Here is a 12,799-nt window from a genome sequence, read left to right as displayed (position 1 = left end):
CGCCGGGCGACAGGGCCGCCCGATGCTGCATCTATGTATTAGCCGATTGCTTTCAACACGGCTTCGCCCAGCGTGGCGGGGCTGTCGGCAACGACGATCCCGGCCTTTTGCATGGCTTCGATCTTGTCTTCGGCGCCGCCCTTGCCGCCGGCGACGATGGCGCCAGCGTGGCCCATGCGACGGCCCGGAGGGGCGGTGCGGCCGGCGATGAAGCCTGCGGTCGGCTTCCAGCGGCCCTTTTTCTTCTGGTCGGCCAGGAATTCAGCGGCTTCCTCTTCGGCAGAACCGCCGATTTCGCCGATCATGATGATCGCCTGGGTTTCCGGATCATCCAGGAACATGTCGAGCACGTCGATGTGCTCGGTGCCCTTGATCGGGTCACCGCCGATGCCCACGGCCGAGGATTGGCCCAAGCCCAGATCGGTGGTTTGCTTCACGGCCTCATAGGTCAGCGTGCCCGAGCGGGACACGACGCCCACCTTGCCGCGCTGGTGGATGTGCCCGGGCATGATGCCGATCTTGCAGGCGCCGGGGGTGATGACTCCGGGGCAGTTCGGGCCAATCAGCCGCGACTTGCTGTCCATCAGCGCGCGCTTCACCTTCATCATGTCCAGCACCGGAATGCCTTCGGTGATGCAGACGATCAGCTCCATCTCGGCGTCGATCGCCTCGAGGATCGAGTCGGCCGCGAAGGGCGGCGGAACATAGATCACGGTGGCGTTGGCTTCGGTCACGTGCTTGGCTTCGTGAACCGAGTTGAAGACCGGCAGGTCCAGGTGGGTGGTGCCACCTTTGCCCGGGGTCACGCCGCCGACCATCTTGGTGCCGTAAGCGATTGCCTGTTCAGTGTGGAAGGTGCCCTGGGACCCGGTGATCCCTTGGCAGATGACTTTGGTATTTTCGTCGACGAGGACTGCCATGCTGGCGTCTCCTGATATCTTGCGGCTAGGCCGCTTATGTTCTCAACTGGTGAGGCGCAGGGGCAGGGCCCGGGTACGCCTCAAACGCTCAGCCCTTGACCGCTTTCACGATCTTCTCGGCACCGTCGGACAGGTTGTCGGCGGCGATCACGTCCAGACCGGACTCGTTGATGATCTTCTTGCCGAGTTCGACGTTGGTGCCTTCCAGACGAACGACCAGCGGAACCTGCAGGCCCACTTCCTTCACCGCGGCGATCACGCCCTCGGCGATGACGTCGCAACGCATGATGCCGCCGAAGATGTTCACCAGGATGCCCTTCACGTTCGGGTCCGAGGTGATGATCTTGAAGGCTTCGGTCACCTTTTCCTTGGTGGCGCCGCCGCCGACGTCGAGGAAGTTGGCCGGTTCCGCGCCGTAGAGCTTGATGATGTCCATGGTGGCCATCGCTAGGCCGGCACCGTTCACCATGCAGCCGATCTCACCATCCAGCGCGATGTAGTTCAGATCGTATTTCGAGGCTTCCAGCTCTTTCGGGTCTTCCTCGGTGGTGTCGCGCAGCTCGGCAATATCGGGGTGGCGATAGATCGCGTTGCCGTCAAAGCCCAGCTTGGCGTCCAGCACCTTGAGGTTGCCGTCGGTCATCACGATCAGCGGGTTGATTTCCAGCATCTCCATGTCCTTCTCGACGAAGGCTTTGTAGAGATTGCCCATCAGCGCCACGCATTGCTTGACTTGCGCGCCGGTCAGACCCAGCGAGAAGGCGATGCGGCGGCCGTGGAACGGCTGGTAGCCGGTGGCCGGATCGACCGAGAAGCTGAGGATTTTCTCTGGGGTGGAGGCAGCGACTTCTTCGATGTCCATGCCGCCTTCGGTCGAGCAGACGAAGGAGATGCGGCTGGACTGACGGTCCACCAGCAGCGCCAGATACAGCTCACGCTCGATGTCCGAGCCGTCTTCGATGTAGATGCGGTTGACTTGCTTGCCGGCTGGGCCGGTCTGATGCGTCACCAGGGTCTTGCCCAGCATCTGCTTGGCCAGTTCGGCGGCTTCTTCCACCGATTTGGCCAGACGCACGCCGCCCTTTTCACCCGCTTCGGGTTCCTTGAATTTACCTTTGCCGCGACCGCCGGCGTGGATTTGCGCCTTGACGACCCAGAGCGGACCGTCGAGCTCGCCTGCGGCGGTCTTGGCGTCTTCGGCTTTCAGGACCGCGCGGCCGTCGGACACCGGCGCGCCGTAGCTGCGCAGAAGTGCCTTGGCTTGGTATTCGTGGATGTTCATCGGTAGAATGTCCTCCCGTCGGGGTGCGATTTAGTTGTGTATAGGCAGGTCTGTGCGCGGCGTTAAGGGAATTTTGGGGCGAGTAAAAGGTTTGGGCGCAAAATCGCGCAGTTTGTGATCACAGATTTTTGTCGTGTGATCACAAAGATGATTTCCGACCGAAAACCGAATATGAGAAAAGGAATCAAACTGTTCGCCGGCTGTGTATTGCCGATCGCCAGGCGGTCACGAGTCGTTCACGGGACGCTGATCCCACGCCATCTGGGGCGGAACGTTTGGGGCGGTTCGGAGAGGCTGCGCCGGGATGAGCCGAGATCCGGGGGAGGGGCGGGCAGTCAGCAAGGCCAAAAGGCCAGGTGCGCACGTCGTGTCCGAAATGAGCCGTGCCCGAAATGAAAAGGGCCGGTCCCTTCCTTGGGCCGGCCCTGTCAGTCTTACGATGCGATGTGGCCTCAGGCCAGGGTGCTGTCGATACCCTTGCAGGCTTCGACCAGGCCTTTGACGGCCGCGACCGATTTGTCGAACATCTCTTGCTCTTCTTTGTTGAGCTTGATGTCGACGATCTTTTCGATGCCGCCGGCGCCGATCACGGTGGGCACGCCCACATACATGTCTTTCACGCCGATCTCGCCGTTGCAGTAGGCGGCGCAGGGCAGAACGCGCTTTTGGTCTTTCAGATAGGCTTCGGCCATTTCGATGGCCGAGGTGGCCGGCGCGTAGAAGGCAGAGCCGGTTTTCAGCAGGCCGACGATTTCGGCGCCGCCGTCACGGGTGCGCTGCAGGATGCCGTCCAGTTTTTCTTGCGTGGTCCAGCCCATTTCGATCAGGTCGGGCAGCGGGATGCCGGCGACAGTCGAATAACGGACCGAGGGAACCATGGTGTCGCCGTGGCCGCCCAGAACGAAGGCGGTGACGTCTTTCATCGACACGCCGAATTCCAGCGACAGGAAGTGACGGAAGCGGGCCGAATCCAGCACGCCGGCCATGCCGCAGACCTTGTTCGCCGGCAGGCCGGAGAATTTCTGCAGGGCCCAGACCATCGCGTCGAGCGGGTTGGTGATGCAGATCACGAAGGCGTCGGGGGCGTGTTTGCCGATGCCTTCGCCGACCGATTTCATGACCTTCAGGTTAATGCCCAGCAGGTCATCGCGGCTCATGCCCGGCTTGCGCGGTACACCTGCCGTCACGATGCAGACGTCGGCGCCGGCGATGTCCTCATAGGACTGGGTGCCTTTCAGCGAGGCGTCGAAACCTTCGGCGGGGCCGGATTCTGCGATGTCGAGCGCTTTGCCTTCCGGCGTGCCTTCCGCGATGTCGAACAGGATAACATCGCCGAGTTCTTTCAGAGCGGCGAGGTGGGCGAGCGTGCCACCGATCTGACCTGCGCCGATCAGCGCAATCTTGGGTCTGGCCATGGAACTAATCTCCGGTCGGGTTGGAATTGCCGGTTGCCTAGTGCCAATCGGACGCGCGCGCAAGGCTTCCGCGTCTGCTCGTGCCGCGGCGCAGCGGCGCAGTGTCAGGGCGGTTTGGCTGAATTGTATCAGGATTCCACAATCTTAGCGCTCAGTGTCTCGCTCCGAAAGGACGTGCTCTTTTTCCCCTCAAGTCCCGAAGCTGTGATCGTTCCATGTGCTTCGGTGCGGCGTTTCGCCCTGTCTCGGCGCCCCGTTTCGATTCTGGTGGCGGTCTGGGGTGGTTGCCCCTGGCCGGCATGGGAGGGGCCGTGTGGCGTGCCGATCCCGCCTTTGTGCTGCGGCGCGGCGATTTTCTCTTGAATTTTCCGGAAAAGAATGCCCCTTTCGCGCGCAACATTATGACCCGAGGAGAGTTTCATGGACCCCCGTTCGCGCCCTTACCGTTCCGTCCTCTATATCCCCGGCTCCAAGCCGCGCGCTCTGGACAAGGCACGTGGCCTGCCGGTGGATGCGATCATCTTCGATCTCGAGGACGCGGTTTCCGCCGATGAAAAGGAAAACGCCCGCGATACGTTGAAAGAGGCGCTGGCGCAGGGGGGCTATGGTCAGCGGATCAAGATCGTGCGGATCAACGGGCTCGATACCCCCTGGGGGCATGATGACGCCCGTGCCGTGCGCGAGATGGACGCCGATGTGGTGCTGCTGCCCAAGGTGGGCTCGCCTGCAGATATCGACGCGCTGGCCGCGATCACTGGCGATCTGCCGATCTGGGCGATGATGGAGACCCCCCGCGGCATGCTGAATGCGGCCGCGATTGCGGCCCATCCGGTGCTGACCGGTATGGTGATGGGCACTAACGATCTGGCCAAGGAATTGCAGACCCGCTTCCGTGCCGACCGGCTGCCGATGATGGCGGGGCTTGGCCTCTGCCTGCTGGCGGCCAAGGCCGAGGGGCTGATCATCGTCGATGGTGTTTATAATGCCTTCAAGGATGACGAGGGGCTGGCTGCGGAATGTGCCCAGGGCCGCGACATGGGCTTTGACGGCAAGACGCTGATCCACCCGGCGCAGGTGGATGTCGCCAATGCCGCTTTCGCGCCCTCGGCGGAAGAGGTCGACCTGGCACGCCGTCAGATCGCTGCCTTCGAAGAGGTTGAAGCCTCAGGCCAGGGGGTTGCGGTGGTCGATGGCAAGATCGTCGAGAACCTGCATGTTGCCACGGCGCGGGAGACTCTGGCAAAAGCCGAAGCAATCGAGGCATTGCAAGCGGGGTAAGCCGACATGGGCTTCACACTTCTGATCCTTGGGCTGGCCCTGTGGTGGGCGGCCCATTTGTTCAAGCGGCTGGCGCCGGCGCGCCGTGCCGCCATGGGCAACGCCGGCAAGGGCGTTGTCGCACTACTGCTGGTGCTGGCCGTCGTGCTGATGGTGATCGGCTTCCGCGCGGCGCCGTTCATTGCGGTCTGGACGCCGCCGGCCTTCATGATCCACATCAACAATCTGCTGGTGCTGATCGCGATCTTCCTGCTGAGCCCGGCGGGCAAGCGGGGCCGCATCCTGCATGGGGTGCGCCACCCGATGCTGGGCGGGATTCATGCCTGGTCGGTTGCTCACCTTCTGGTGAACGGTGATCTGGCGTCGATTGTCCTCTTCGGCGGCATCTTCCTTTGGGCGCTGGTCGAGATGAAGGTGATCAACCGGGCTGAACCGGCCTGGACGCCGGGACCGGCTGGCACCTATGCCAAGGACGTGATGTTCCTGGTCGCTTCAATCGTGCTGATGGGCATCATCGGCTATATTCACGGCCTTCTGGGCTATCCGGTGTTTGGATCATGACCACACTTTATCGTTTCCTGACCGAGGATGATACTTCGGCCTTCTGTCACAAGGTCAGCAAGGCGCTGGCCCAGGGGTGGGTACTGCAGGGCACGCCCACCTATGCTTTTGACGCGGCGCGCGGCGTGATGCGCTGCGGCCAGGCCGTCACCAAGGAGGTGGAGGTCGCCTATACCCCTGAGCTGAAACTGGGAGAGCAATGATGGCTGCCAAGACCAACCCGGGCCGGTTTTTCGAAGATTATGCCGTCGGCGACGTGCTGAAACACGCCGTCCCCCGCACCGTCTCGGGCGGGGAACGGGCGCTGTATCACGCACTTTATCCGGCGCGGCATGCGCTTTATTCCTCGGACGCCTTCGCGCAGGACTGTGGTCTGCCGAAATCGCCGATCGACGATCTGGCGGCTTTCCATGTGATCTTCGGCAAGACCGTGCCGGATGTTTCGCTGAACGCAGTGGCCAACCTTGGGTATGCCGAAGGTCGTTGGCTGCTGCCGGTCTATGAGGGCGACACCCTGCGGTCTGAATCCGAGGTGATCGGGCTCAAGCAGAACTCCAACGGCAAGACCGGCGTGGTCTATGTCCGCACCCGTGGCCTGAACCAGCGCGACGAGGTGGTGATGGACTATGTGCGCTGGGTGATGGTGCGCAAATCCAACCTCGATGCGCCGGCGCCGGAGACCGTTGTGCCGGAGCTGAAAAAGGCGCTGACACCTGCCGATCTGGTGATCCCGGAAGGGTTGGATTTCTCCAACTACGATTTCACCCTGGCGGGGGAGCCGCATCGTTGGGGCGATTACGCCGTGGGTGAGACGATCGACCACGTCGATGGTGTCACCATCGAGGAGGCCGAGCATATGCTGGCCACCCGCCTGTGGCAGAATACCGCCAAGGTGCATTTCGACCTGACCTTCCGTCCGGAAGGCCGGCTGATCTATGGCGGTCACGTGATTTCCATGGCCCGCGCGCTCAGCTTCAACGGGTTGGCCAATGCGCAGATGATCGTCGGGCTGAACGGCGGGGCGCATGCCAACCCCTGTTTCGCTGGTCAGACCGTCAAGGCCTGGTCCGAGGTGTTGGACAAGGCCGAGACCGCGGCGCCGGGCGTCGGCGCGATCCGACTGCGGCTGGTCGCCACCAAGGGCGGTGCGCCCTTTGAGCTGAAGGGCGAGGACGGCAAATACAAGCCCGAGGTTCTGCTCGATCTCGATTACTGGGCCTTGATGCCGATGTAAGGCGGGCAGGTCAGCCCCCCTTGCGCTGCTCTCCTTTGAGTTGAGGCCCCTTGCGCGGAACAAGGCCGGAGGCCGCCGCTTGGCCGACGTAAGCGCGCCGATCAAACCCAGCTCGGATTTGGCTGGGATAAACCGCGCCGATCAGAGGGGGCTGCGCGGCCCCATGATCTGGCACTCGCGCAGCTTGCGCTTTGGCGGCGGGGCTCAGGCCCCGCCGTTTTCTTTCAGCCACTCCGCAATGATCGGCCAGGCCTCGGCCAGGGTATGCGATCCCATGAACAGCCCGATATGGCCCCCGGGCACCAGCTTTTCGACAATATGCTTCTTCGGCGTGCCGATCAGGTCGCGCGCGGCGAAGACCTGTTCCTTGGTGGTGATGTCGTCGGATTCGCCGGCCAGCAGATAGGTGGGGCAGGTGATCGACTTCAGCGACAGTTTCTGCCCCAGCGCGGTGAATTCGCCCTTGGCAAAGAGGTTCTGTTTGAACAGCAGGTCGATGGCCTGCATGTAATAGACCCCTGGCAGGTCGACCGGGTTCTCATACCAGCTTTCGAAATGTTCGGTCCGCTTCAGATAGCTGGGGTCGTCGACATGTTCGTAGAGGTCGAGGTATTTCTCCACATACTGCTTGTCTGGGTGCATGTTCTTCCAGCCAGCCAGCATGTTCTTGCCCAGCATCCGGCCGCCGCCCTGCTTCACCAGTTCCTTGTAGAAGCCGAGCGGGAGGCTGTGAGCCATCTCGCGGATCGGGCCCTCGCCGGCATTGGTGTCGATCGGAGAGCCGGCCAGCACCAAGCTGGCGACCTTGGCAGGGAAACGGCTGGCGTACATCGCCGACATCCAACCGCCCTGACACAGGCCGACCAGATTCACCTTGCCGCCGAGTTCGTCCACCACCACGTTGATTTCGGCCAGATATTTGTCGATATCGAAGTCCCGCATCTCCTGCGTCGCGGTTTTCCATTCGGTCACCAGAACCCGGTCGATGCCGTTGTCGAGCAGGGTCTTGACCAGGCTCTGTCCCTTGCCGAAATCGGCAATGGTCGAGCTGTGCCCGGCGAAGGGGGCGTCGATCAGTACGGGCGTGCCCGTGGCCCCGGAGGCCGAGAAATCCCGTAGCCGCATGGTATCGAGGTCGAGCAGAACCTTGTTCGGCGTCGCCCATTTGGGTTCTGGCGGGTGATCGACCTTTTCGGCCAGGCTGACGAACTTCATGTTGTGCCGGAACATGTCCAGCGCGGTTTCACCCAACTCCATTCCGGCCGCCATGGGCCAGAAGAACGGAACGCTGATCTCTTGGTTGGATTTGTCTTGGCTTGACCGCGTCATCGGAAAACTCCTTTTCTGCCGGGTCCTTCCCTGTCTTCAGATTTGGACAGGATCGCGCGGGATGCAAGTGCAGCATTTCGGACGTGGCGAATTGCTGCGGTGTGGTGTCGGGAAACGGAGACTCAGGGGCGGGGGCGGGTGGTTGCGATCACAAAACAGATGATATTTGTGATCACGGCTGCGTTTCATGTGATCACATTTGAAATATTCTGCATAACCGCGTCAAAAAACCGTAGATTTTGATGTGGCCCGCGCGTGACAGATGCGCCAAAAAGAGTACAAACGGCGCAGCCAATCGGAAAGGAGCCAACATGGCCGATGTCAATCGGGGCAATCGCCCGCTTTCGCCATTCATGCTGGGCAAGTACTACAGGTTTCAGCTCAATTCCGTCACCTCGATCTTGAACCGCATCACCGGCAACGCGATGATCGTCGCCGCGCTGTTGATTGCCTGGTGGTTCCTGGCCGCCGCAACCGCGCCGGAATATTACGCGTTTGTGGATTGGGTCATCACTAGCTGGTTGGGCGATCTGGTGATGTTCCTGTCGGTCCTTGGCATGTGGTATCACCTTCTTGCCGGCATCCGGCACCTGATCTGGGAAAACGCGAAGGGGCTGGACATTTCCACCTCGGACAAGATGGGCTGGGCCGCACTGATCGGCTCGGTCGTGCTGACCCTGATCACTGTCGCGGTTATCTGAGGAGACCTCCCCCATGCGTTATCTGACCGACCGCAAGCGCGTTGACGGGCTGGGCACCGCCAAGTCCGGCGTCCATCATTTCTGGGCGATGAAGGTAAGCTCCATCGCTCTGCTCGTGCTCATTCCTCTGTTCATCTTCACCTTTGGCTCGATTCTCGGGGCGCCTTACGAGGCGGTTCTTGAATATTATTCGCGGCCGTTCCCGGCGATCGTGGCAGCGCTGACCCTGGTCGTGGGGATGCGTCACTTCCACCTCGGCGCGCAGGTGGCGATTGAGGATTACGTGCACGGCTGGAAACAGCGCGGGCTGATCATCGCGGTGATGTGCCTGAGCTATGCCGTGATCGCGGTGGGGCTGTTCGCCATCGCCCGCATCGCGCTCTAACCCCGAACGGGAGACTACAAGCAATGGCTGCTTACGAATACGAGACGCATAATTATGACGTCGTGGTTGTCGGTGCCGGCGGTGCCGGGCTTCGCGCCACGCTCGGCATGGCGGAACAGGGGCTCAAGACTGCCTGTGTGACCAAGGTCTTCCCGACCCGTTCGCATACCGTCGCGGCACAGGGGGGCATCGCTGCCTCGCTGTCGAACATGGGGCCGGACAATTGGCAGTGGCACCTTTACGACACCGTGAAGGGCTCTGACTGGCTGGGCGACACCGACGCGCAGGAATACCTGGTGCGTGAGGCGCCCAAGGCGGTTTACGAGCTGGAGCACTACGGCGTGCCCTTCTCGCGGACCGAGGAAGGCAAAATTTACCAGCGGCCCTTCGGCGGCCATACCACCGAATTCGGTGAAGGCCCCCCCGTGCAGCGGACCTGCGCTGCCGCCGACCGGACCGGTCACGCCATCCTGCACACGCTCTATGGCCAATCGCTGAAGCAGAAGGCGGAATTCTATATCGAGTATTTCGCCATCGACCTGATCATGTCCGAAGACGGGCAGTGCCAGGGCGTGGTCTGCTGGAAGCTCGATGACGGCACCATGCATGTGTTCAACGCCAAGATGGTCGTTCTGGCCACCGGCGGTTATGGTCGTGCCTATTTCTCGGCGACCTCGGCCCATACCTGCACCGGTGACGGTGGCGGCATGGTGGCCCGGGCGGGTCTGGCGCTGCAAGACATGGAATTCGTCCAGTTCCACCCCACCGGCATCTACGGCTCCGGCTGTCTGATCACCGAAGGGGCGCGCGGCGAGGGCGGTTATCTGACCAACTCGGAAGGCGAGCGGTTCATGGAACGCTATGCGCCGACCTACAAGGATCTGGCCTCGCGCGACGTCGTGTCTCGCTGCATGACCATCGAGATCCGCGAAGGTCGCGGCGTGGGCGAACACAAGGATCACATCCACCTGAACCTGTCGCACCTGCCGAAAGAGGCCTTGGCCGAACGTCTGCCGGGGATCTCGGAATCGGCGCGTATCTTCGCCGGTGTCGATGTCACCAAGGAACCGATCCCGGTTCTGCCGACGGTGCACTATAACATGGGCGGCATCCCGACCAACTATTGGGGCGAGGTCATCAACCCGACCGCCTCCGACCCCGATGCAATCGTGCCCGGCCTGATGGCCGTGGGCGAAGCTGGTTGTGCCTCCGTCCATGGGGCGAACCGCCTCGGCTCCAACTCGCTGATCGACCTCGTGGTCTTCGGTCGGGCCGCCGCCATCCGCGCCGGCAAGGTCGTCGATCCCGAGGCGCCGAACCCGGAGCTGAACCAGGCCTCGGTCGACAAGGCGTTCGAACGCTTCGACGGGCTGCGCTATGCCAAGGGCAATATCGCCACCGCCGAACTGCGGCTCGAGCTGCAGAAGACCATGCAGGCTGACGCCGCCGTCTTCCGCACCGAGAAAACGCTGGCCGAAGGGGTGGAGCGGGTCAAGGCCGTGGCCGCGAAGATGGATGACATCCATGTGACCGACCGCTCGTTGATCTGGAACTCCGACCTGATGGAGACGCTGGAGCTGACCAACCTGATGCCGAACGCTCTGGCCACCATCGTCGGTGCCGATGCGCGCAAGGAATCCCGCGGCGCCCACGCGCATGAGGATTACCCCGAGCGTGACGATGCCGAATGGCGCAAGCACTCGATCATGCATGTCGAAGGCAACCAGGTGGATCTGACCTATCGTCCGGTTCACATGGATCCGTTGACCTCGGAAGAGGATGGCGGGATCGCGCTGAAGAAGATCGCGCCGAAGAAACGGGTCTACTGATGATGCACCCCGGTTCCCAATCGCTCGGGCTTCGGCCGGCACTCCGCTTCGCGCGGGTCGCCGGCTGTTACCGGTGCGGTGGGGCCGGGGAGGCCTTCAGCGCCCCTGGGTGCGCCCTGACCGGGGCGGCCCTCGTCTGGGGGGCCGGGGCATGACCCGGCTCGTCCTGCATTGTGGCCTGCAAAAGACCGGCACCACCTCGTTCCATCACTTCGTGCAGAGGAACGCCGGCGCCCTGCCGGAGGGGCTGCGCATCCTGACGCCCGAAAAAGGCACGGTGGCCCGGGCCGCCGGGCGCCGTTCGGTCCTCTGGACCAGTGCGCCGGACGACAAGACCCGGGCTGAGTTCGTCGCTGCCATCACCGATTTGCGCCAGGCTATCGAAGCCGAGGTGGAGGCCGGGGCTGAAACCGTCCTCGTCTCGCATGAAAACCTGCCCGGTGCCATGCCCGGCTATTGGGGCGAGACCCGGCTTTATCCGCATCTGGAAGAGGTCATCGACCTTCTCGATACCCATCTGGCGCCCTTCGTGCCGGAATATGTGTTCTATGTGCGGGAGATGAACGGCTGGAAGCGCAGCGTGCATAATCAGGCGGTCAAGTCGGACGGTTATACCGGCGACTGGGACCAGTTCCTGACCGAAACTGCGGCCTATCCTGACTGGTCCGGCTTTCGTGCCCGTCTGGAAGCTGTGCTGGGGGATCGTCAGCATGTCTTTGCGCTGGAGGACGAAGCCGACGCCAGCCGCCCCGGCACGCAGCTTTTGCAGCATGTGGGATGCCACGAGGACGCCCTTGGCGCGATGACCTTCAAGCCGGCGCGGCTGAACCAGAGCCTGAACGCCGGCGCGCTGGAGTTCATGCGCCAGATCAACGCTCAACACCTGGATCGCGTGGCGCGGCGGAAGGTCGCCCAGCTCGTCCGCGATAATCAGGCCCTTTTCAAGACGGTAGATCCGTAGAGCACCGCCAACCGTAGAGGAAAGCTCAAAATGGTACAATTCTCGCTACCCAAGAACAGCCGTATCACCACCGGCAAGACCTGGCCGAAACCGGAAGGCGCCAAGAATGTGCGGACCTTCAAGATCTATCGCTGGGATCCCGATACCGGTGAAAACCCCCGGGTCGACACCTATTTCCTCGACATGGACAAGTGCGGTCCGATGGTTCTGGACGCGCTGATCAAGATCAAGAACGAGATCGACCCGACGCTGACCTTCCGCCGTTCCTGCCGTGAGGGTATCTGCGGCTCCTGCGCGATGAACATCGACGGGCACAACACCCTGGCCTGCATCTTCGGCCTGGACGAGGTCAAGAAATCCGAGGTCACGATCTATCCGCTGCCGCATATGCCGGTGGTCAAGGACCTGATCCCCGACCTGACCCATTTCTATGCTCAGCACGCCTCGATCATGCCCTGGCTGGAAACCAAGACCAACCGCCCGGCCAAGGAATGGCGCCAGTCGATCGAAGACCGCAAAAAGCTGGATGGTCTTTATGAATGCGTGATGTGCGCGTCGTGCTCGACCTCCTGCCCGTCCTACTGGTGGAACGGCGATCGGTATCTCGGCCCGGCCGCGCTGCTGCACGCCTACCGCTGGATCATCGACAGTCGTGACGAGGCCACCGGCGAGCGTCTGGATGGTCTGGAAGACCCGTTCAAGCTTTATCGCTGCCACACCATCATGAACTGCACCCGCACCTGCCCGAAAGGCCTGAACCCGGCCAAGGCGATCGCGGAAATCAAGAAGATGATGGTCGAGCGCGCAGTCTGATTCCGCAGACGGCTTTCGGTTCATGGCCCGGTCTTTGCGCCGGGCCGTTTGCGTTTTCGAACATCTCAGATGCTGCAATGCAGAAAGCGCA

Annotated in this window: 13 protein-coding genes; 9 read left to right on the top strand and 4 right to left on the bottom strand. The window is 62.2% G+C overall.

The genetic code is table 11. The features are described 5' to 3' along the window. Positions 1–38 precede the first annotated feature (38 nt). The 3 genes from sucD to mdh form a co-directional block, all read right to left on the bottom strand. Positions 39–920 carry a succinate--CoA ligase subunit alpha gene (sucD, locus tag G455_RS0108295; RefSeq protein WP_028093273.1) on the bottom strand — a complete coding sequence of 294 codons (882 nt, stop codon included), beginning with the start codon at positions 918–920 and terminating at the stop codon, positions 39–41. An 88-nt stretch (positions 921–1,008) separates the two neighbouring features. Then, positions 1,009–2,202: an ADP-forming succinate--CoA ligase subunit beta gene (sucC, locus tag G455_RS0108290; RefSeq protein WP_028093272.1), complete on the bottom strand. Its 1,194-nt coding sequence runs from the start codon at positions 2,200–2,202 to the stop codon at positions 1,009–1,011. 452 nt (positions 2,203–2,654) lie between these two features. After that, on the bottom strand, positions 2,655–3,617 hold the full coding sequence (gene mdh, locus G455_RS0108285) for a malate dehydrogenase (protein WP_028093271.1): 963 nt from the start codon (positions 3,615–3,617) through the stop codon (positions 2,655–2,657). A gap of 420 nt (positions 3,618–4,037) precedes the next feature. On the opposite strand from mdh, the gene G455_RS0108280 reads away from it, so the two are divergent. From G455_RS0108280 to G455_RS0108265, 4 genes are read left to right on the top strand one after another with little or no spacing between them, the layout of a single operon-like run. Continuing rightward, positions 4,038–4,895 (top strand): HpcH/HpaI aldolase/citrate lyase family protein, encoded by an 858-nt coding sequence (locus G455_RS0108280; protein WP_028093270.1) that lies wholly within the window; start codon positions 4,038–4,040, stop codon positions 4,893–4,895. A 6-nt stretch (positions 4,896–4,901) separates the two neighbouring features. Beyond that, complete coding sequence (locus G455_RS0108275; protein WP_028093269.1) at positions 4,902–5,456, top strand: NnrU family protein; 555 nt, start codon at positions 4,902–4,904, stop codon at positions 5,454–5,456. Next, positions 5,453–5,659: a DUF1737 domain-containing protein gene (locus G455_RS0108270; protein ID WP_028093268.1), complete on the top strand. Its 207-nt coding sequence runs from the start codon at positions 5,453–5,455 to the stop codon at positions 5,657–5,659. Before G455_RS0108275 ends, G455_RS0108270 begins: the two co-directional genes overlap by 4 nt. After that, entirely contained in the window at positions 5,659–6,690 is a 1,032-nt protein-coding gene (locus G455_RS0108265) for a MaoC family dehydratase (RefSeq protein ID WP_028093267.1), read from the top strand. Before G455_RS0108270 ends, G455_RS0108265 begins: the two co-directional genes overlap by 1 nt. Before the next feature lie 204 nt (positions 6,691–6,894). Here G455_RS0108265 and G455_RS0108260 read toward each other — a convergent pair whose 3' ends face one another. Further along, positions 6,895–8,019: an alpha/beta fold hydrolase gene (locus G455_RS0108260; protein WP_028093266.1), complete on the bottom strand. Its 1,125-nt coding sequence runs from the start codon at positions 8,017–8,019 to the stop codon at positions 6,895–6,897. 311 nt (positions 8,020–8,330) lie between these two features. Here G455_RS0108260 and sdhC point away from each other — a divergent pair, with 311 nt between their 5' ends. From sdhC to G455_RS0108230, 5 genes are all read left to right on the top strand, one after another. Continuing rightward, positions 8,331–8,720, top strand: a complete 390-nt coding sequence (gene sdhC / locus G455_RS0108255) for a succinate dehydrogenase, cytochrome b556 subunit (RefSeq protein WP_028093265.1) — start codon at positions 8,331–8,333, stop codon at positions 8,718–8,720. Between the two features lie 13 nt (positions 8,721–8,733). Beyond that, on the top strand, positions 8,734–9,105 hold the full coding sequence (sdhD, locus tag G455_RS0108250; protein ID WP_028093264.1) for a succinate dehydrogenase, hydrophobic membrane anchor protein: 372 nt from the start codon (positions 8,734–8,736) through the stop codon (positions 9,103–9,105). Positions 9,106–9,128: 23 nt separating this feature from the next. Continuing rightward, a complete protein-coding gene (gene sdhA, locus G455_RS0108245) occupies positions 9,129–10,934 on the top strand; it encodes a succinate dehydrogenase flavoprotein subunit (protein ID WP_028093263.1) in 1,806 nt (601 codons plus the stop codon). A gap of 151 nt (positions 10,935–11,085) precedes the next feature. After that, positions 11,086–11,895, top strand: coding sequence for a hypothetical protein (locus G455_RS0108235; protein ID WP_028093262.1), 810 nt, complete (start codon positions 11,086–11,088; stop codon positions 11,893–11,895). A gap of 30 nt (positions 11,896–11,925) precedes the next feature. Further along, a complete protein-coding gene (locus G455_RS0108230) occupies positions 11,926–12,708 on the top strand; it encodes a succinate dehydrogenase iron-sulfur subunit (protein ID WP_028093261.1) in 783 nt (260 codons plus the stop codon). The last annotated feature ends 91 nt before the right edge of the window (positions 12,709–12,799 follow it).

Source organism: Pseudodonghicola xiamenensis DSM 18339, assembly GCF_000429365.1.
GTDB lineage: Bacteria > Pseudomonadota > Alphaproteobacteria > Rhodobacterales > Rhodobacteraceae > Pseudodonghicola > Pseudodonghicola xiamenensis.
This window is presented reverse-complemented; position numbering and strand designations above follow the sequence as displayed.

Bases quoted from the DNA above. Each gene is read 5' to 3' on its own strand.
- sucD (WP_028093273.1), bottom strand. From the start codon at position 920: ATGGCAGTCCTCGTCGACGAAAATACCAAAGTCATCTGCCAAGGGATC.
- sucC (WP_028093272.1), bottom strand. From the start codon at position 2,202: ATGAACATCCACGAATACCAAGCCAAGGCACTTCTGCGCAGCTACGGC.
- mdh (WP_028093271.1), bottom strand. From the start codon at position 3,617: ATGGCCAGACCCAAGATTGCGCTGATCGGCGCAGGTCAGATCGGTGGC.
- G455_RS0108280 (WP_028093270.1), top strand. From the start codon at position 4,038: ATGGACCCCCGTTCGCGCCCTTACCGTTCCGTCCTCTATATCCCCGGC.
- G455_RS0108275 (WP_028093269.1), top strand. From the start codon at position 4,902: ATGGGCTTCACACTTCTGATCCTTGGGCTGGCCCTGTGGTGGGCGGCC.
- G455_RS0108270 (WP_028093268.1), top strand. From the start codon at position 5,453: ATGACCACACTTTATCGTTTCCTGACCGAGGATGATACTTCGGCCTTC.
- G455_RS0108265 (WP_028093267.1), top strand. From the start codon at position 5,659: ATGGCTGCCAAGACCAACCCGGGCCGGTTTTTCGAAGATTATGCCGTC.
- G455_RS0108260 (WP_028093266.1), bottom strand. From the start codon at position 8,019: ATGACGCGGTCAAGCCAAGACAAATCCAACCAAGAGATCAGCGTTCCG.
- sdhC (WP_028093265.1), top strand. From the start codon at position 8,331: ATGGCCGATGTCAATCGGGGCAATCGCCCGCTTTCGCCATTCATGCTG.
- sdhD (WP_028093264.1), top strand. From the start codon at position 8,734: ATGCGTTATCTGACCGACCGCAAGCGCGTTGACGGGCTGGGCACCGCC.
- sdhA (WP_028093263.1), top strand. From the start codon at position 9,129: ATGGCTGCTTACGAATACGAGACGCATAATTATGACGTCGTGGTTGTC.
- G455_RS0108235 (WP_028093262.1), top strand. From the start codon at position 11,086: ATGACCCGGCTCGTCCTGCATTGTGGCCTGCAAAAGACCGGCACCACC.
- G455_RS0108230 (WP_028093261.1), top strand. From the start codon at position 11,926: ATGGTACAATTCTCGCTACCCAAGAACAGCCGTATCACCACCGGCAAG.